Annotated in this window: 19 protein-coding genes; 10 read left to right on the forward strand and 9 right to left on the reverse strand. The window is 67.4% G+C overall.

The genetic code is table 11. The annotated features are described in order from the left end of the window. Window positions 1-45 precede the first annotated feature (45 nt). Window positions 46-1,260, forward strand: coding sequence for a S8 family peptidase (locus tag VKP62_05440; protein ID MEB3196630.1), 1,215 nt, complete (start codon window positions 46-48; stop codon window positions 1,258-1,260). Between the two features lie 102 nt (window positions 1,261-1,362). Here VKP62_05440 and VKP62_05445 read toward each other — a convergent pair whose 3' ends face one another. The 5 genes from VKP62_05445 to VKP62_05465 all read right to left on the reverse strand — a co-directional run bounded on the left by VKP62_05445 (window position 1,363) and on the right by VKP62_05465 (window position 5,338). Then, the gene (locus VKP62_05445; GenBank protein MEB3196631.1) at window positions 1,363-1,560 is read right to left on the reverse strand and encodes a hypothetical protein; all 198 of its coding nucleotides are present in this window, start codon (window positions 1,558-1,560) and stop codon (window positions 1,363-1,365) included. A 13-nt stretch (window positions 1,561-1,573) separates the two neighbouring features. Then, complete coding sequence (locus tag VKP62_05450) at window positions 1,574-2,395, reverse strand: TIGR00266 family protein (GenBank protein MEB3196632.1); 822 nt, start codon at window positions 2,393-2,395, stop codon at window positions 1,574-1,576. Window positions 2,396-2,537: 142 nt separating this feature from the next. After that, complete coding sequence (locus tag VKP62_05455) at window positions 2,538-2,882, reverse strand: hypothetical protein (protein MEB3196633.1); 345 nt, start codon at window positions 2,880-2,882, stop codon at window positions 2,538-2,540. 81 nt (window positions 2,883-2,963) lie between these two features. Then, window positions 2,964-3,245, reverse strand: coding sequence for a YkgJ family cysteine cluster protein (locus VKP62_05460; GenBank protein MEB3196634.1), 282 nt, complete (start codon window positions 3,243-3,245; stop codon window positions 2,964-2,966). After that, window positions 3,242-5,338 carry a PBP1A family penicillin-binding protein gene (locus VKP62_05465; GenBank protein MEB3196635.1) on the reverse strand — a complete coding sequence of 699 codons (2,097 nt, stop codon included), beginning with the start codon at window positions 5,336-5,338 and terminating at the stop codon, window positions 3,242-3,244. Before VKP62_05465 ends, VKP62_05460 begins: the two co-directional genes overlap by 4 nt. 156 nt (window positions 5,339-5,494) lie before the next feature. Here VKP62_05465 and VKP62_05470 point away from each other — a divergent pair, with 156 nt between their 5' ends. The 3 genes from VKP62_05470 to VKP62_05480 all read left to right on the forward strand — a co-directional run bounded on the left by VKP62_05470 (window position 5,495) and on the right by VKP62_05480 (window position 9,732). Then, a complete protein-coding gene (locus VKP62_05470) occupies window positions 5,495-6,328 on the forward strand; it encodes a protein DA1 (protein MEB3196636.1) in 834 nt (277 codons plus the stop codon). Window positions 6,329-6,439: 111 nt separating this feature from the next. Then, window positions 6,440-7,708 carry an imidazolonepropionase gene (hutI, locus tag VKP62_05475; protein ID MEB3196637.1) on the forward strand — a complete coding sequence of 423 codons (1,269 nt, stop codon included), beginning with the start codon at window positions 6,440-6,442 and terminating at the stop codon, window positions 7,706-7,708. After that, complete coding sequence (locus VKP62_05480) at window positions 7,699-9,732, forward strand: hypothetical protein (protein MEB3196638.1); 2,034 nt, start codon at window positions 7,699-7,701, stop codon at window positions 9,730-9,732. Before hutI ends, VKP62_05480 begins: the two co-directional genes overlap by 10 nt. A 30-nt stretch (window positions 9,733-9,762) precedes the next feature. On the opposite strand, the gene VKP62_05485 is transcribed toward VKP62_05480, so the two are convergent. Further along, window positions 9,763-10,443 (reverse strand): peptidylprolyl isomerase, encoded by a 681-nt coding sequence (locus VKP62_05485; GenBank protein MEB3196639.1) that lies wholly within the window; start codon window positions 10,441-10,443, stop codon window positions 9,763-9,765. Window positions 10,444-10,470: 27 nt separating this feature from the next. After that, window positions 10,471-11,580, reverse strand: a complete 1,110-nt coding sequence (locus VKP62_05490; protein ID MEB3196640.1) for a glycosyltransferase family 4 protein — start codon at window positions 11,578-11,580, stop codon at window positions 10,471-10,473. Window positions 11,581-11,879: 299 nt separating this feature from the next. Here VKP62_05490 and VKP62_05495 point away from each other — a divergent pair, with 299 nt between their 5' ends. Both VKP62_05495 and VKP62_05500 read left to right on the forward strand, forming a co-directional pair. After that, complete coding sequence (locus VKP62_05495) at window positions 11,880-12,524, forward strand: hypothetical protein (protein MEB3196641.1); 645 nt, start codon at window positions 11,880-11,882, stop codon at window positions 12,522-12,524. Window positions 12,525-12,662: 138 nt separating this feature from the next. Beyond that, complete coding sequence (locus tag VKP62_05500) at window positions 12,663-14,144, forward strand: alkaline phosphatase family protein (GenBank protein ID MEB3196642.1); 1,482 nt, start codon at window positions 12,663-12,665, stop codon at window positions 14,142-14,144. A gap of 15 nt (window positions 14,145-14,159) precedes the next feature. Here the strand turns inward: VKP62_05500 and VKP62_05505 are convergent, their stop codons facing one another. Further along, entirely contained in the window at window positions 14,160-14,357 is a 198-nt protein-coding gene (locus tag VKP62_05505) for a hypothetical protein (protein ID MEB3196643.1), read from the reverse strand. A gap of 67 nt (window positions 14,358-14,424) precedes the next feature. Then, window positions 14,425-15,306 (reverse strand): 3-methyl-2-oxobutanoate hydroxymethyltransferase, encoded by an 882-nt coding sequence (gene panB, locus VKP62_05510; GenBank protein MEB3196644.1) that lies wholly within the window; start codon window positions 15,304-15,306, stop codon window positions 14,425-14,427. 139 nt (window positions 15,307-15,445) lie between these two features. On the opposite strand from panB, the gene trpS reads away from it, so the two are divergent. From trpS to VKP62_05530, 4 genes are all read left to right on the forward strand, one after another. Then, a complete protein-coding gene (trpS, locus tag VKP62_05515; GenBank protein MEB3196645.1) occupies window positions 15,446-16,465 on the forward strand; it encodes a tryptophan--tRNA ligase in 1,020 nt (339 codons plus the stop codon). Window positions 16,466-16,543: 78 nt separating this feature from the next. Further along, window positions 16,544-17,293, forward strand: coding sequence for a pseudouridine synthase (locus VKP62_05520; GenBank protein MEB3196646.1), 750 nt, complete (start codon window positions 16,544-16,546; stop codon window positions 17,291-17,293). Continuing rightward, window positions 17,286-18,185 (forward strand): RodZ domain-containing protein, encoded by a 900-nt coding sequence (locus VKP62_05525; GenBank protein MEB3196647.1) that lies wholly within the window; start codon window positions 17,286-17,288, stop codon window positions 18,183-18,185. Before VKP62_05520 ends, VKP62_05525 begins: the two co-directional genes overlap by 8 nt. Window positions 18,186-18,210: 25 nt before the next feature. Then, window positions 18,211-18,726 (forward strand): hypothetical protein, encoded by a 516-nt coding sequence (locus VKP62_05530; GenBank protein MEB3196648.1) that lies wholly within the window; start codon window positions 18,211-18,213, stop codon window positions 18,724-18,726. The last annotated feature ends 80 nt before the right edge of the window (window positions 18,727-18,806 follow it).

Raw genomic sequence — 18,806 nt, forward strand, 5'->3', positions numbered from 1 at the left:
ATCGTATTAACGTATTCTTTCTTAAGGCTTAATCTAATGATAAAGATGCAACCCTGCCTCAGCCTCGTGGCCCTTGTGCTGACGGCCTGCGGGAACCTCCCGCCCGCCGTTCCCACGCCCGCGGTCCGTGAGGGCGGTGTTCGCGCGGCCGGCGTTCGCGCGGCCGAGGAGATCCTGGTGTCGTTCAAGCCGGGCGTGCAGGCGCAGCCCTTGTTGCAGCGCCTCGGCATCAAGGCACGCGCTCGCCTGGCAGCCCTGAACGTGCTGGTGGTCGCGGCCCCGGATCGGGCCGGGGCCCTGCAGGCTTTGCGCCGGGACCCAGCCGTGGCCTGGGCCGAGCCGAATGGGGTGGTGCGCCTGCCGCGCCCGACAGGGGAAGCGCCGGCCCTGGCCTTCCGCGTGGCGCAGGGGGGCGACCCGTTGATCGATCAGCAATGGGGCCTGGCCAAGCTGGAGGCGTCGGCCGCCTGGGGCGTGACGCCAGGGCGCCGCGAGGTCAAGGTCGGCGTGGTGGACACCGGCATCTACTACAAGCATCCGGAGTTCGGCGATCGCGTCGATCCGGGCTTCGACTTCATCAATCGGGACGACGACGCTCGGGACGACATGATGCACGGCACCCACTGTGCGGGCATCGTGGCCGCGGGCTTCGACGATGGGCACGGCATCGCCGGGGTGGCACCGGGCGTGCGTCTGCTGGCGGTCAAGGTGATGGACCAGGTCGGCGAGGGCACCTGGGCCAACATTGCCGATGGCATCGTGTATGCGACCCAACGGCGCTGTGACATCATCAACCTGAGTTTGGGGGCCTCCAACTCGTCCTACACCCTCAAACAGGCCGTGGCCTACGCTGTCGAGGCAGGGGTGCTGGTGGTGGCCGCGATGGGCAACGAAAATACCGACACCCCCAGCTTCCCCGCCGCCTACCCCGGGGTCATGGCCGTCGGTGCCACCAAGGCCGATGACAGCCGGGCCGGCTTCTCCAACGTCGGGGCCCACATCTCCGTGGCGGCCCCAGGCCATCGCATCCTCTCGACGGTCCTGTACGGAAAATACGAGGCCGTGAGTGGCACGTCCATGGCGGCGCCGCACGTCGCCGGCCTGGCCGCGTTGCTCAAGAGCGCCCATCCGGACTGGACGGCGGCTCAGCTCAGGGCTCGCATCGAAGCCACCGCCGATGATCTGGGCGCACCGGGCCAGGACCCGGTCTTCGGGCACGGCCGAATCAACGCGCGTCGGGCGCTGACGGAGGCCCGTTGAGCGACCTGCCAGGGGACGCGCAAGCGCCCGCTGGTGACGCAGAACCTCACATCCCGAGACCGCTCGGCCCGCAGGCGGTCCCGCCCGCGCGCGCAGGGACCGTCAAGCCGATTCGTCCTCGTCTTCCGGGAGGGCCTGGCAGTCCAGCAGCGTGACCGAAGTATTGAGCGGGTTTCCCAGTGCCTGCTCCAGGGCTTCCACCAGTTTCCACAGTTCCGCCTGCACCAGCTTGCGGGCCCGGTCCTCATCGTCCGGGCCCGCGAAGCGGGTTTCAATCAGGGCGTCGAGCTTCCAGCGCATGCGCCTGACGCGCCTAACCCTCGTCGTCGCCGCCGAACAGTCCGCCGATCAGGGCGCCACCGGCACCCGCCAGCGCCCCGGCGGGAGAGGCCGCCGCGGCTCCCTCGCGCTGGATCGGCAGCAGCTTCATGAGCCACGACGAGAAGGCATCGGGATTGCGGGTCTGCATCCAGATCGTGCCAGGGCCCGTGAACTTCATGACCAGCCCTTCGCCGGTGGTGGCCGAGTTGATGCCCCGCTTCAGGAAGCCGCCTTGCTCCGACGCCATGCCCACATCCATCTGCACGCCTTCCTCGTAAGCAACCAGATGCCCGCTGTCCACCGTGTAGCGCTCGCCGGGGGCCAGCTTCTTTTCGTGGACCGCGCCGAAGCTCGTCAGCAGGGCCGTTCCGCTGCCTGCGATACGCAGGAAGAACAGGCTCTCACCGCCGACGAGGTTCTTGACGGCGCGACCGAGGTTGAAATTGGTATCGACCTCCACGCTCATGTCGCTCGCCAGATAGGAGCCACCCTGCACCAGCAGGGCCCGTCCCCCCAACTGCACCGCCATGATGTCTCCCGGGGTCCCGGGGGCCAGGGTCACCTCACCCGCCTTGTCGGTGGCGCGGATGGAGGTGATGAAGAAGCTCTCACCACCCAACACGGAGCGCTTGACCGCCCCGAGCGCGGCACTCAAAAAGCCTTTTTTCTCGCCGCCGGCGTTCAATTTGGCTTCCAGGACCAGGTCCGACGACATGCTGACCATGGCACCGGACTCACAGCGGATTTCCTCGCCGGGGCCCAGTTGGACCACTGCCAGCGAATAGGAAGGTTGATAAGCAATCTCGTAGCGCACGATGAAACACCTCTCGAATCGAACGAACAGGGCGCGGCGTCATTGTAGTCGCGCAGGACGGTGGCCGCAACTGAGGTGTTCGCAAGCCTCCAGGCCGTCGTCAGGGGCGGCGATGCTGGCTGGGCTCACGGGACCTTCGCCATCAAGGGGCGCTGCCGGGCGGACGCGGGGGAGGCTTGTGGCCCGGGTTCGGGCGACCGATCAGAAACTCGTCTTGCACCTCACGCAGACGCGCGGCCAGATGGCTGTCCAGCTTGCGCGGGCGAGCCTCCGAGCCGGGACGGGGGCTCGCCTGTTGCTGCACGAAACGGTCGTGGATGCGTCGCCCCTCGATCTCCTGCACCGAGACGACTTCCCGCCCCTCGGGCAGCGCACCATCAGGGCTGGCAGGGTCTTCCGCCCGGCGCCCCCCGCTCGGCAGCCATTCGTCCCGCGCTTGCGTGATGCCCGCGCGCAGGTGGGTTTCCAGATCGTCTCCGTGCGCCACGCCGCTCGCCTCCTGCATGGGTTATACCTCGACGCCGGGGCTTGGCTGAGCCGTGCGGGGCGCGAATCCCTCGGAGCCGCGCTAAAGGGTTGACCCCGTGGCGGCGTCAGCCAGTCCGTAGATGGCCAGATAGCGCGCCACCCGGGCCTCCAAGGTCGGCAGGGGGGCCACCTCCAGACAGATCGCATCGGGCTGGTAATTGCGGCAAACCGGCGGGCGATCGTCGTAGATCCGGCAGAGCTGGTCAGCTCCCAGATGACGACAGGGCTGCCCGAGCGGTTTGCACAGGGTGCTGATGTCCGGCGCGACGCAACACGCGCCGCAGGCCACGCAGGTGATCGCTCCGTCGGCGGATACGCTCACGGCGCGCTGGCTTCCGGCGTCGCAGGGGCCGGCGGGACGACGGTCTCGACCGCCGTCGGTTCGGGCTGCGGCGGGCTGGGGGGCAGCGGCTCGGGGGTACTCCACTCGGTTTCCGGGAGCGGCTCCGCCAGGGGGGAGCCTTCCAGGGCCGGCTGCAGGGGCGGCCCGCTGGCCGAGGGGGGCGCCACCGGCGCCGGTTCGGTCGGCAGGCTCAGGCTGGCCTGCGGATCCAGGGTGGCCGACGCGTTGGGGTCCAGCGCCGGGTCGTTGGCGCCGGGCAGGCCCCGAACCGGCAAACCCCGGTGGGCCGCCCGCATGAAGCGGGACCACAGCGGCGCCGCCAGCTGTCCCCCGGTGGCCTTGCCGCCCAGCCGGGAGTTGTCGTCATTGCCGAGCCACACGACACAGGCCATGTCCGGCGTGTAACCAGCGAACCAGGTGTCCCGGTTCTCACTGGTGGTGCCGGTTTTTCCTGCCGCGGGCCGCCCGAACTGGGCCGCCGCGCCCGTGCCGAAGTTGATCACCCCCGAAAGGCAGCGATGCAGGGCGGCCACGGCCGTGTCTGCAAATACTGAGGTGCCGCGCGCCTGGGTTTGCTCGATCAGCTGGCCACTCTGGTCTTCCACGCGGTCGATCAGGTGTGGTTCGGCGTAGGCCCCGTTGGCCCCCAGTGTTGCGTAGGCCCCGGCCAGCTCGAGTGGGGTGACTTCGGCTGACCCCAGCGCCACGGAGAGTTCCGGCGGCATGTTGCTGGTGATGCCGGCCAGGCGTGCGGTGTTGATCACCTCCTGGATTCCCACCATGTCGGCCACCCGGACGGCCGGGACGTTGTAGGAGAAGGCCAGCGCCTGCGCGAAGGTTACCGTGCCCCGGAAGCGGTGGTCGTAGTTTTGCGGACGGTATCCGCCGAAGTTCGCCGGGCTGTCCTCCACGGTCGAACCCGGCAGGTAGCCCTTGCTGAAGGCCGTGAGGTACACGAACGGCTTGAAGGTGGACCCGGGTTGACGCAGGGCCTGGACGGCGCGGTTGAACTGGCTGGCGTCGTAACTGGTGCCCCCTACCAGGGCCCGGATGGCCCCCGTGCCCGGCTCCACGGCAACCAGCGCACCCTGCTTCACGCGAAATCCGGCATAGCGGGCGACGCCCGAGCGAATGATCGCTTCGGCCTCTTCCTGCAGGGTCAGGTCCATGGTGGTGTGGATCCGCAGGGCCCCCCTTTCGACCAGGTCGCGACCAAATTTTTCCGTCAGCTGCTTGAGCACCTGGCTGGTGAAGTACGGCGCCCGGTAGGCGTAATCAGGGGTATTGGCAAAGTTCAGCTTGCGGGAGGCCGCTTCGGCCGCCTCGGCGGGGGAGAGGAAGCCGGCGTCGACCATCCGCTGCAGCACGATTCCCTGCAGCCCCTTGATCGATTTGGGATTGCGGTAGGGCGAGTAATACTCCGGGGCAGGCAGCAGGCCTGCCAGCAGGGCGGCTTCGCCGGCTTCCAGTTCCCGCGCCTTCTTACCGAAGTATTTCTTGGCGGCCGCTTCGACGCCCCAGGCCCCGTGGCCGAAGTACACCTGGTTCAGGTACATCTCCAGGATCTGACGTTTCGACAGGGTGCGTTCGAGCTGGAGGGCCAACCACATGTCCGCCACCTTCCGCGAGAGCGTCCGGTCGGCGCTCAGGAACAGATTTTTCGCCAGTTGCTGGGTCAAGGTGCTGCCCCCGCCCCGCTCACCGCGACTGAACAGGGCGCGTGCGATGCCCCGCGGGTCGATGCCGAAATGCTCGTAGAATCGAATGTCCTCCGAGGCAATCACAGCTTGCTGCATCGGCACGGCGATGTCGTCCAGGGGAACGATCTCGCGGTTCTCCCCATTCTGCAGGCTGGCCACCACGCGGCCGCGGCGGTCGTAGATCGTCGTGACTCCGGAGGGTCTGGCGGCCAGCAGGGTTTCGACCGGCGGGATGTGCCAGACCATGAAGCCGACGCCGGTGGCCAGGCCCGCAGCCCCGGTGGCGGATAGCACCAGGGTCGCCACCAGCCACGTTTTGAGCAGGGAACGGGTGGGCGCGGAGGATGAGCGACGGCGGCGTTGAATGGTCATGAACGTACGAGGGGAGACCGAAGCAGCGGGTGGGGGCGGGCGCCATTATACCGCACGGATGGCTTTCTTCCGCGATGACACGCGGGCCCGGGCGCGTTCCCGACGGCGATCACTGAATACGCCCGAAAGCTGGGTAGGATCTGAACAGGCTTGCGTATGAAAACCCGAATGGCCCTGCTGCGCGCGGCGTTGACCGCGATATCGGTTGGTGTACTGGCCGCTCCCGCGTGGGCGGACGCTCCCGTTTGCGCCATGTGTGGCAAAGAAATCGGTCCAGGGCGATACGTCCAGGACCAATGGCGCGCCAACTTCCACCTGCAGCATCAGAGTGCGCCGCGCTGCTATTACTGCGCGCGTGCCATCTCCCCTTTCAATACCGGCGGCGGCGTGCGCTATCCGGGTGGTCGTGAGGTGTGCAACATCTGCCACCACACCGCAGTGGTCGATCCGAACCAGGCTGCCGCGGCGCTGGCGCGCGTGCGGCAGCGCATGAGTAGCTGGGGCCTGCAGTTCGACTACGGAGAGATTCCGGTCCGCCTGGTGGACCAGGCGACCCTCAATGCCATGTTTGGCCGGGGCAGCGCTTCCCACGATGGCAACATCAATGGGCTCACCACCAAGCGCTGGACCAAGGACGACAAGGGCCGCGTGCTGGCGCGCGAGGTCACGATTTCCATGCTTTATGGGCTGCCGCTCGAGGTCTACGAAAAGACCATGGCCCATGAACTGATGCACGCCTGGATGTTTCTCGACAGCCAGCCGGAACACGAACCGGTGCTCGAGGAAGGGGTCTGCAATCTGGCCGCCTACTATGTGCTTCAAGAGAATCCGAGCGATCTGGCGAATTTCACGCGAGAGGCCATGTGGCGCTCGAAGGACCCGGTTTACGGGCAGGGGTTGCGGCGGGCGATCGCCTTCGTCAAGCGCCACGAATTCTCCGGTCTGGTCAAGATGCTGCGTGAACGGAAGGGCTTTCCGGCCGGCTTCTGACCTGCCAGCGGGGAGGGCTGCCAGGGCCTGATCAGCGGGTGCTGCGCGGCCTCGGATGCGCGTGGTAGCATGCCGACCGGGGAACCGGAGCGCCGCTTCAGAGGCTGTTTGATGCCGAACGCTGCACCGCCAGTCGCGGACGTCGTGATCGTGAATATCCGGGAGCTTTGCACCCTGGCGGGCCCCCCGGGGCAGCCGCGGCGAGGGCATTGGGCCAGTGAACTGGGCCTGCTGGCCGATGCGGCCGTGGCGATCGCCGGTGACCGGATCGTCTGGGTGGGCCGTTCGGACGATGCGCAGAGGGCCGTCCCCACGCACGCCGAGACCCGGGTGCTGGATGCGCGGGGCCTGACGGTCACGCCGGGCCTGGTGGACCCACACACCCACCTCGTATTCGGTGGCAGTCGCGAGGAAGAGTTCGTGCAGCGGCTCTCCGGGGCCAGCTATGCCGAGATTCTGGCGGCGGGGGGAGGCATCCACCAGACGGTCGCCCACACGCGGGCGGCCGCGCCCGAGACCTTGTTCGAGGAAGGACGGGCACGCTTGCGGCGCATGCTCGCGCACGGCACCACCACGGTGGAGGCCAAGAGTGGCTACGGCCTGTCTTGCGCTGAGGAGGTCAAGCAGCTGGAAGTCGTGCGCCGGCTGGCCGCAGAGGGACCGCTGGAACTGGTTCCCACCTTCATGGGGGCGCACGCCGTGCCGCCCGGAATGGAGGCCGATGCCTACACGCAACTCGTGATCGACGAGATGCTGCCCGAAATTGCCCGTTTGGGGCTTGCACGCTACGTGGATGTCTTCTGCGAGCAGGGCGTCTTCACCCCCGCGCAGACGGAGCGTATGTTTGCCGCTGCCAAGGCGGCCGGCTTCGGCTTGCGCCTGCACGCCGATGAGCTGTCGGACCTCGGGGGGGGCGCACTGGCGGCCCGCTGGGGGGCCGCCTCCGCTGACCATCTGCTGATGACCGGGGCTGACTCCGTGGCGGCCCTGGCCGCTTCCGACACGGTGGCGGTCATGCTGCCTGGCACGCCCTTCTTTCTGGGCATGCGGGAACGCGCCCCGGCGCGGGCCCTGCTGGCGGCCGGCGCAGCCCTGGCGATCGGGACCGATTTCAACCCCGGCTCGTGCTTCTCGGAGTCCATGCCGATGATGATGACCCTGGCCTGCTTGCACCTGAGCCTGACGCCCGCGGAGGCTCTGGTGGCCTCCACCTGGAACGCGGCCTATTCACTGGGCCTCAGCACGCGGATCGGCAGCATCGAGGTCGGCAAACAGGCCGATCTGGTGGTCTGGGACGTGCCGAATCACGCGCACCTGGCCTACCACTTTGCGGTTCCGCTCGTGAAGCACGTGCTCAAGAAGGGCCAGGTGTGCCTGTGATGGGGGGGCAGGCCACGGGGGTGCTGGCGTCCCTGCTGCTGGCCATGCCCTTGCCGCTCGACGTGGGGGCGCCCGTGCCGGCCTCGCCGGCCGAGACCAGCCTGCGCCTGAGCGCGACGCCCCGCGTGAGCCTGAGACTGCAACCTGAGCTACGCCGCTTGAAGGGGGAGGCCACCTGGCAACTGACGGGGGAGTGTCCCCGCAGCCTGGTGGGCATCTTGCATCCTCGCCTGGTGGTGGAGGCCGTGAGCCTGAACGGCCGCACGTTGTCCTTCGAGCGCAGCGGGGAGCGTCTGGTGGTCGATGTGGGCTCGCGTCCCGCGCTAGCGGCTGGCACGCTGGTGTTGCGCTATGCCGGGCGTCCGTTGGCGTCCCAGCAGGGTGCCTTGACCCAGGATGTCGATCCTCGCGTTGTCGTGTTGCGCGAGGGAGGGCAATGGCTCCCGCAATGGCAGACCTTGCCACGCAGCGGGGTTCAGCTGTCGGTCGAGCTGCCGGATGGCTGGCGGGTTCAGGCCATCACGCCGCGGGCAGAGGTTCGGCGGGAAGGGCGCAGCTGGGCCTGGCAATTGCCCGCCGGACAGCTGCCGGCTTGGTTGGCCGGTCCGCATCGTGAGGGGCGCCTGGACGGGGTCTCGACCTGGTCGCTCGCTCCGTTGCCGGAGAATGCCAGCCGTCTATCGCCCTGGCTCGCCGGGCGACTCGGCGAGGCGGTACAGCCTGCCCTGGCGACCTGGATTGAACTGCCTGGTGGCTTTGCGCCCATGGCCGGGGCTGGGGTGCTGGCGTCGCGTCGTCCGCCCGGCGGCGGGGAGTCGCTGCTGCTCAGCTTGCATCTGTCCGCAGCCAGACCGCAGGCCGCGCTGATGGCTGAACGGCTGTGGTTGGTCGAAGGGTTGGCCTGCTACCTGACGCGACTGGCGCAGGCCGCTGGCGCTCCTGCCCGGGTGCGGCGCGAAGCGGAGGCCGCCTATGGGCGCTTCGTGCAGGAACGACCGACCCAGGATCGCCCGATCGCGCAGGCCTGGTCGGCTGCAGAGCCTGCCTGGACGGCCCTGATTCGGGATAAGGGGGCGCTTTCCTGGGCGATCTGTCACGAGGCCGCGGGCGATGAGGCCTTCTGGGGCTTGCTGCGCGCCTGGCGAACCGAACTGGGCCGCGGGGGCGGCACGTGGGAGGAGTTTCAGGCTGTCTCCGCGTTGCCGGTTCAGCCCTGGCGTCGCTGGTTCGAATTGCCCGGGTTGCCGGGGGTGCGTTTCGAGAACGTCTCCCTGCGTGGCGCGGATGGGGCCTGGCAGGTGTCCGGGGAACTGGCTCAGCCGCGGGGTGGCACGGGCTATGACACCGACCTGGTCCTGGTTGCTCAGGACGGTGTTCAGCGCGTGTCCTTCAAGACCTTCTCGGAACGGACGCCCTTTCACTTCTCGAGCCCGAGTCGGCCGTTGCGTCTGGTTTTCGACGCCTCCGGGCGTGCACCGGTCGCCCGCCGCGAGGTCGTGCGCATCACCGAGGCGCTGGCGGCCCCAGGGGCGCTGATCGTGTTTGGTACCCAGGGAGATGCGGCCACCGCCACCGCCAGCCAGGAGGTGGCCCAGGCCCTGCGGGAGCGCCTGCGGCAACTCGATGGCGTCACGCGTGACCTGCTTCCGGACTCGGCCCTGGCCGAGCTGCCGTCGCGTCCGCTGATTCTGGTCGGCACCCCGGCGGTCAATGCGGTGGCGCATCGTCTGGCCGATCAGTTCCCGGTGCGCTTCGTGCGCCCGGCCGGCAGCCAGGCGCCGGCGATCTGGTGGCAGGGGCGTGCCTGGACGGCCCGCGATGCGGGGGTGGTTCAGGCCATTGCGAACCCTCAGGCGCCCCGAGAGACCGTCCTCTTGCTGGCGGGCCTGTCACCGGCCGCCTTGCGGGCCTCGCTCAATCATCTGGAGCAGGCCAATACCTTCTGCTTGTACGACCGGCGTGGCACGCTGGAGATGGGCACGGCGCTGTGTCCGTTTCCAGACTTGGAGTACCCGCTCTACTGAACCCCCAGGATCGTCCCGCAGGGACATCCTTCAGGGCGAAACGCTCGGGGCTGGAGGGGCCTGGTAACCCGGGTCTTCCTGGGATACGCGGGCCTTGTGGATGCGATCGCCGATCGTGAGTTCCCGCACCACGTCCATCCCACTCGTGACCTGGCCGAAGATGGCGTACGACTCCTCCAGATGAGGGGCCGAGTCCAGCGTCACGAAAAACTGGCTGTCACCGCTGGTGGGGGACTTGCCGCGAGCCAGGCCCACCGTGCCAGGCAGGTAGCGCACCGTCTGCCCGACAAATTCCGGGGCGATCGTCTTGCCGGATCCGCCCCGGCCGATCTCAGGATGGGCCGCCGGCTTGTTGCGCGTGCCCGGATCGCCCATCTGAACGGCGGTTCCCCGCACGATGCGATGGACGGCCAGCCCATCGTAGAAGCCCGCGCGAACCAGGCGCACGATCTGCTCCACCGTTTTGGGGGCTTCCCTCGGGAAGGTCACGAAAGTGAAGTTGCCCTTGCTGGTCTCGAAGGTGAGCCGCGCGCCCAGATGGATCACGTGGCCGGCCTCTTCCTCCACGAGCGGGAGCGGGGCGCCGGGCTGGCGATCGGCTTGCTGGGGCGTGGACTGGGACTTGGCGGCCATGGCCCAGGCCGGTGCATCGGACAGGCCAAGGCCCGTGAGCAGGGCAAGCGTCGACAGACAGAGCAAGCGCGTGTGCATAGTGAGGAATTGTAGCAGCCCATTTCTTCAAGGCGCCAGCGGTTTATTCACAGACAGGGCCTCGTGATAGATGCGTTGCAACCGCAACATGTTGTCAGACAAGCCATAACGCTGTTCGATGCGCTGGCGCACCAGGGGGCGCCGGCGCCTGATCTCGTCGGGGCTGGCGATCGCCTGCTGCATGACCTGTGGCAAGCCCTCCGACAAGCGTGACGGGTCGAGGGTCCAACCCACGCCCGAAATCACCTCACCGTCGGCGCCCACATCCGTGGCGGCCGGCACCGCGCCACAGGCCATCGCCTCCAGCAGGGCCAGCGAGAGACCCTCGATGCTCGAGGGCAGCAAGAAGACGTCGCTGCCACGCAAGATGTCGATGCGCGCCGCCTCGTCTTGAATCCAGCCCAGCCAATGAACCCCGCTGAGGTGGCCCCAGCGAGCCCGCAGCCTGGCGGCCAGCACGCCGTCCCCGACCAAGGCGAGCTTGGTGTCCGGGGAACGACGCAAGCCTGCCCAGGCGCTCAGCAGCTGGTGGACATTTTTCTCGGGGTCCAACCGCCCCATGTAGGTGAACAGCAGATGCGCCGGATGAGCCCGACGAAAGTGGCTCTCTCCGGGGCTGTATCGACGCAGATCCACCCCGTGGGGAAGCACCCGCAGGCGGTTGCCGGGTACCCCCAGCTCGGCCACGCGCCGGGCCTGACCCTCCGAAAACACGATCACCCGCTGGCAGGCCCGCAGGGTCGGCCCGTACAGCTGATAGACCAGGGCGGATACTTGCCCGGGAAAGCTCGGGCGGTGGTCCAGGGCCACGTGGAAGGTGGCCACCAAGGGGATTCCGAGCTGCTGACAGAGCCTGGGCAGGCACCAGTCGAGGGGCCCCAGCGCGAATGAGGCGTGGACCAGGTCAGGGCTGAACAGCTGCAGCTTGTCAGCCAGTTGCCGCAGCGCGGCAGGGCGTGGGACGACGAACAGGGGGGTGCGCAGCAGGGCCGGCAGGCACTCCTCGCCATCCGCAGCGTCGTGGACGTGGCAGAACATGACCTGGTGCCCGGCCTGACGAAGGGCTCCGATCAGTTCTCGGCAATAGGTGACGATGCCGCAGAATGGGTACTTCTTGCCCAAGACCGCGATGCGCATCGTGGTTCCTCCATCCGCGACCCTAACGACTTTCCAGGCGGATGCGGATGTGCGAGCTGGCTGATTTCTCCTGGGCAAGGGGGAGGTCGATCCGCAGATCGATCCGTCCCCTTCGCCCACGTGCCGCCATTTCAGGGGGTTTGCCGGCTCGTTGGCCGTCCGGAAAGCCAAAAAAATGGTTCAGAAAAGGTTAAGTTTCCGAACTTCAACGCAAGTTTAGGGGCCTTTAAACCTAAATTAACCCCAAGAGCCGTTTGTGAGATCAGCCCAGGGCCCTCGCCCTGACGCCAGGAGGAACCATGCCCACTGCCGTTGCCAACCGTCCCCTCGTCAGCGCCAAGCCCGTTGCCGCTCCGGCCGCGTTGCCCGCTGGTGACAAGCCTGTGGCCGCGCCGGCTGCTGCCCCTACGCTGTCGCCGGTGGCCGCGAACACCCCTTCGCTGATGAACGGGCTCGACATCATTCGCACCAGTGCGGCGGTCGGCCAGGCGGCCGGGCGGGTGGCCTTCACGCCCCCCGTGATTGTCGACATCTTCAAGTCCAGCATTCGCTCGGGTTTCAGTCTGACCAACATTGCCTGGTTCGTGGTGCCGTCGGCCATTCGCAATGGTCGCGATGTCGCCAGCGATAAGATTTCCGTGGGCCGGGCGGCGGCCAACGTGTCGACCGAAGCCACCATGGGCATCGGCAAGGGCATCATGGCCGGCACGGTGGTGCAGTCGCTGTCGATTGCCACCGGTCCGCTGATGGGGCTGCTGCCCATCTCGCCCGCGATCCTGCCGTTCGTGAGCATCGGGGTCGGCCTGGTGGGCATGGTCGGCACCTACTGGGTGATGAACAAGGTGGTCAAGGCCACCGGCATCGACCAGAAGATGGCCGACACGCTGACCCGCTGGTTCGGCGGCGACAAGGCCGGCACGACGACCCCGCCCAAGGTCCAGTAACGCCCCGCCCGCGTCGAGGGGGAGCGAGTGCCGCTCGCTCCCCGGCAGGGGCGAAGAAGTGGCTCGCTCCCCTGCAGGCTCCTGCCCGCGTGCTCCCTATGATGACCTCACGCCCCCGAGGGTTCTGCGTGAGGTCATATGGCTGGTTTGCCTCAAGCGTCCAAACCACTGCACCTGGTGGTGATCGATAGCTGGTTGCCTGCGGCGGTTGCGAGCGAGCTCCAGGCGGGCCGCTTGCCCGCGCTGGCCCATCTGCTGGCTCACGGGACGATCGACTACGGTTGCACGACCACCTTTCCCTCCGTCACGCCGGCTTGTCTGGCGGCGCTGGCGACCGGCGTGGGGCCGGAGCGGAATCACATCACGGGTGTGCTCTGGTACGACCGGCATCCGGATCGCTATGTCCACTACTGGCCCTATCCGCAGAGCCTGGTCTGGGGAACCCTGACGCACGTCCTGGGGGATTTTTTCCTCCGCATGAACGCGCACCATCTCAACGCGAGCCAGCCGACCCTGTTCGAGGCCCTGGAGTCCCGAGGGGTGCGCGCCGCGGCGGTCAATTTTCCGCTCAGTCGCGGCAGCACCTTGCACCGGGCGTGCGTCCCGTGGCTGCTACGTCAGCTGGGGGGGCTGCCACGCGAGTGGGCCGTGGCAGGGCCGCGCTACCTGCGCCTGGGGGATCTGGTTCCGGGCGATCGCCCGGTGGCCGGCGGCCTGTGGCGCAAGTATGGCTTCAACGACCGGGCGAGCGCCGCCTACAGCGCCGAGTTGATTCGACAGGTGCGGCCGGACTTCATGCTCACCTATTTCAACGAGAACGATCTGCGCACCCATCACCATGGGCCCGACGGCATCGGCTGGAGCTTGCGTCGCGTGGACCAGGAACTGGGCCGCTTGCTGGAAGCCTATGGTTCCTGGGATCGCGCGGTGAGGGAGGCACGCTGGATGATCGTCGGGGATCACGGGCAGAGCCATACCTTTCCCTGGCGCAGCGGCCACGCGGTGAACGTCTTCAAGGCCTTCCCGGACTTCCGTGTCGCGCCGCTCCGGGATGGAGGGTTGCGGAGCAACGGGCACGACTTTGCGGTCGGCCCGAACGATCGCATGTGCTATTTCTACTTCCACGAAGGGCGCGCCCACCTGCGGGACACCATCCGCGACCGCGTCTCCGAATGGCCCGCGGTCGACCAGGTGCTCTGGCGTGAGGGGGACACCTGCTGGGCTTTTTCCCCGGCCCGGCGGGCACGCCTGGGTTGGCAGTCCGGTGGACCGATCCGCGACGCCTGGGGCCAGGCCTGGACGCTGTTCGGCGATCCAGGTGCGCTGGATGGGCGCCTGGAGGGGGAGCGTTTTCTGGACGGGGCCTACCCCAACTGTTTGGCGCGCGCCCACGGGGCCTTGAACGCGCCCCAGGCCTCCACCTTGATTCTCACGGCCCGGCTGGGTTACGAGTTCACCAGCGGCTTTCCGATGGGGCGGGCCAACCACGGCTCGTTGCACCGGCTGGACTCCTGTGTGCCCCTGGTGACGGTGGACGTGCAAGCGCCGGCTCTGGCCCGCATCACCGACCTGTATGAGGTGGTGATGCACGCCATGCTGTCGCGGCCAGTCAGGGCGTGAACGGTCGGTCCGGCCTCAGGACGCGGTCGAGCTCGAGAAGACCCGCGAGGCCAGACTCTCGAGCTCTGCCTCGATTTCCAGAAGGGCCTTGCGCCAGTCCCACGAGCTGCAACTGCTCACATGGTCGATGGCGGCATCAAGCGTGACGAGTTCCGCACGCCAGTTCCATTCGCTGGGGACGGGGGCCGTGGCTGTCGGGGAGGCGAGATTCATGGTGACTTCATCATAACATCAGGGACGTGACTTCGTCGTGGGGCCCGAGGACGGGCGCCCCTTCCCTCTACGGCGCCTTTCCATCAATGCCCTGAGCGAGAAATTCCTGAGCCGGAAGTTCCACGTGGGCACTGTGACTTGCCTCGGGAAACCGACCGGCGCGTACGTCGCCCGCGTAGTTCGAAATGGCCTGGACCATGGGGGCATGGAGTTCGGCATATCGGCGCGCGTGCTTGGGCAGGAAATCGGTGTACAGGCCGAGCAGGTCATGCACGACCTGAATCTGGCCGCTGCAGCCGACGCCCGCCCCGATCCCGATGGTGGGGATGCTGATCTGCGAGGTGACCAGGGCCGCCACTTCGGCCGGCACCAGTTCGAGCACCAGGGCACAGGCCCCTGCCGCTTCGACGGCCTGGGCCTGGGCGACCAGCGCCTGGATGGCCTCCGGCGTCTTGGCCTGGACCTTCATGCCGATCGCGTGGACGGCCTGCGGCGTGAAGCCGAGGTGCGCCACCACCGGGATCCCGGCCTGAACGATCGCCGAGATGCAGGCGAGCTGGTGGGCGTATCCCCCTTCCAGTTTGACGGCCTTGGCGCCGGCCTCTTTGAGGAATCGACCCGCGTTGCGCACGGCCTCCTCCACGCTGGCGTGATAGGACAAAAAAGGCATGTCGCCAATCACCCAGGCGCGGCGAACGCCCCGCGTGACCGCCCGCGTGTGATGCAGCATGTCTTCCATCGTGACGGGCAAGGTGCTGTCATAGCCCAACACCACCATCCCGAGTGAGTCACCCACCAGCAGCACGTCGACGCCAGCCTCATCAGCCACCTTGGCCGAGGTATAGTCATACGCGGTCAACGCGACGATTTTTTCGCCTCGCGCGCGCATCGCAGCCAGTTCTGCGGTGGTGACAGGGCTCCAGTTTTGCTTGTTGGACGGGCCGTACACGAAGCATCCTCTCCACGATCAGTCAGTCGGCTGCGGGCTTTTTACCCCGGTGGGGCAGGTGGGTCGTCGCGCGTTTGCTGGCTGGGGATCACCGCGCTACAATGCTGCCGGGTTCGCACCGCAAGGAAGGAAAACCACGATGGGCAAGACGCGCGTCATGAGCGGCATGCGTACCACGGGAACGCTCCATATCGGCCATTACATGGGGGTTCTGGTCAACTGGGTGCGGCTTCAGGACGAGTTCGACTGCTTCTTCGCCGCGGCCGACTGGCACATGCTGACCACTGGATTTGCCAAGACCGAGGGTCTGCGTGGGCATACCCGCGCCATCGTGCTTGACTGGCTGACGGCGGGCGTGGACCCGACACGTGCCACCATCTACGTGCAATCGGCGGTCACGGAGACCGCTGAGCTGCATTTGCTGCTTTCCATGCTGACGCCCGTGAACTGGTTGCAGCGGGATCCGACCCTGAAGGAAATGGTGCGGGAACTGCACATGGCGGAGGACACGGTCAGCTACGGATTGTTGGGCTACCCGGCCCTCCAGACAGCCGATATCCTGGGGGTCCTCGGCCAGCTGGTGCCGGTCGGCGAGGACCAGGTGGCTCACCTGGAGATCTCGCGCGACATCGCCCGGCGCTTCAACCACCAGTTTGGCGTCGAGCTGTTCCCGGAGCCACGCCCTCTGCTGGCCGAGATGCCGGTGGTGTTCGGTCTGGATGGTCGCAAGATGAGCAAGAGCTACGGCAATGACATCAAGCTGGCCGATCCGGCCGAGGCGGTGACTCAGAAGGTCATGGCGTCCGTGACCGATCCGTCCCGGGCGCGCAAGACCGATCCGGGCCATCCGGAGGTCTGCTCGGTTTATACGGGCTGGGAAACCTATGCGGCGAGCGAGGCTGCCGAGGTGGCCGCGGAGTGTCGGGGTGGGCGGATGGGGTGCGTCGCTTGCAAGCGCGGGTTGGCCGAGCGCATCAATGGCCTGCTCGAGCCGATGCGGCAGCGTCGGGAGGAATTGGGACGCGACACGGAGCGTCTGGATGATATCGTGGCCGACGGCAACCGGCGGGCGCGCGAGGAAACGGCCAAGACGTTGGCCCAGGTGCGAGAGGCGATGGGGTTGAACCAGTTTTGCCCGAATGGGCGTTTGAGGGCCTGACGTCACGTGAGCGGGGCCACCGATCCCACAACTGGGCGTGCGCATACTCAGGACCTGCCTGAGAATCGCCCATCCACCATGCCTGCCCAGCGCCTGCAGAAAATTCTTGCCCAAGCAGGGGTCGCGTCCCGTCGTCACAGTGAGGACCTGATCCGCGAAGGGCGCGTGAAGGTCAATGGTGCGGTGGTCAGCGAACTCGGCTTCCAGGCCGATGCTGAACGTGACACGATCGAGGTGGACGGGCGTCCGATCGTCTGGACCTCGGCCCGGAGCTATTTTCTGCTTTACAAGCCGCGAGGCTATCTGAGCACGTGCTTCGATCCGCAAGGGCGCAAGACCGTGCTGGAACTGGTTCCCTTCGTTCCAGGACTCCATCCGGTCGGTCGGCTCGACAAGGACACCTCCGGCCTGCTGCTGCTGACCAATGACGGGGCCTTGACCGAAGCGCTGACCCATCCGCGGCACGGCGTCTCCAAGCTCTACGTGGCCGAGGTACTCGGTCGCCCTTCCCCCACCGCGCTCAAGGCCCTGCGAGAGGGCGTTCCGCTGGAGGGCGGACGCACCTTGCCAGCCGCGGTGGAGTTGCTTGAAAAGCGCGCCGAGAGTACCGTATTGGCGATCACGCTGCGAGAAGGACGAAATCGTCAGGTCCGACGTATGATGGAGCATGTCGGGCATCCGGTCCGGCGCCTGGAACGGGTGGCCATCGGTGACCTCACGGCGGGTGACTTGTCGGAAGGGCAATTTCGGGCATTGACGGCGGAGGAAGTGCAAACGTTGCGACGGGATGCACGGCGAGGGAAGGCACGGGGAGGATCGCGTGGCTAGCCTGAACGAGGTAGGCCAGCGCCTGAAACAGGCGCGAGAGGCCCAAGGGTTGAGCCTGACGGAAGTGTCGGCCCGCACCCGGATCACCGTGCGCCATCTGCGTGCGCTCGAGGAGGGGATCGAAGCCGATCTGCCCGAGGTGTTTTACATCCGTGGGTTCTTGAAAAAGTACGCGGAGGTGGTGGGATTGTCGCCCGGGGATGTGGCCGATGCCTACCGCTCGGCCCCCGTTCCGACGGCCCCTCTGCCGGACCTGCGTCAGAGTTCCGGTCCATGGGGTTATTACCTCGGAATCGCCGCCTTGCTGGTGGGGTTGCTGGGGCTGGCCTGGTATTTCCAACCGCGGGTGAGCGTGATCGAAGCGCCGCAGGCCACGCCCATGGAGCCGGCGCTTGCGTCGCCCGCGCCGGTGGCCACTGCGGCGATCGCCAGCGAAGCCCTGGCGCTTGCGCCAGCGGCCAGTGGCACGCTGGCGGCGGCGACGGCCGCGCTGCCCGTCGCCAGCCCGGCAAGTGCCTCTGCGGCCGAACTCGTTCAGGCGGCCACGCCTCCCGTGGCGGCCCAGGCTCCCTCGCCTGACGCGACGGCCACGGCGCCGGTCTCGCCTGCACCTTCCGTGACGCCCACCCCTCGCCCCTCGCCGACGCCCAAGCGCAGCGTGGCCATCACCTTGGCCTTGCAGGAGCGCTCCTGGGTCGAGGTGCGGGTCAATGGCACGCTCCAGATCGAGGGTGTGCTCTCGCGCGGGACCATGAAGCGATTCTCCGGGCGCGAAGTCGAGGTTTCCGCGGGCAATGCGGGCGGCGTGCTGGTGTTTCGGGACGGCAAGGCGCTTGGCCCGTTGGGCTCGCACGGCGCGGTGCTGACCCGCGTGTATCGCCCCACGCCCTGATGCCTCGCGTGAGACGTGGGCTGGCGTGACGCTTGTGAAGCAGGAGCCCCCTTCAACGCCTGGTGATGCCCTGACGGACATCGGCACCCGCGTCCGCAACATGGCGGGGGCGGCAGGCATGATCGTGTTCCTGCTGCTGCGCATGCTGCTGGTCAAGGTGATCGGGGAACGGTTGCGGGTCTTCAAGAACTGGCTGCTGTATCGGCTGGCGGTTGCGCTGGCGACCTTTTTCAAGTGGTTTCAGCCCCATTGGGAGCGCCTGAACCGTTTGGCCCAAGAAACCAGCCACCGCTGGCTCCGCCAGGGCCTCGCCTTGTTGATCACCTGGATCGGGCCGCTGGAGCGGCGCCTGGGCCAGTGGGCCGGGGTGGTGCGTCAGCAATCCAGTCAGCTGGCCACCCGGGGCACGCTGACGGTGGCCGAGCTCTTGCGAGGTTTCTTCAACGCGCTGGGGGCGGCCCTGGCCGCCGGCTTCAGTCGTCCGGCGGTCCAGCGATTGATGCAGCGCATCGCGGCCCTGCTGGAAGAGGCCCAACGCTGAGCCGCTGAGTGCCTCCGGGCCCGCGGGCTTGCTCCCACTCACCTGACCGCCACCAGGCGTGTAAAATGAGGCAGCGCAGG

Source organism: Candidatus Sericytochromatia bacterium (assembly GCA_035285325.1).
Classification (GTDB): Bacteria; Cyanobacteriota; Sericytochromatia; order S15B-MN24; family JAQBPE01; genus JAYKJB01.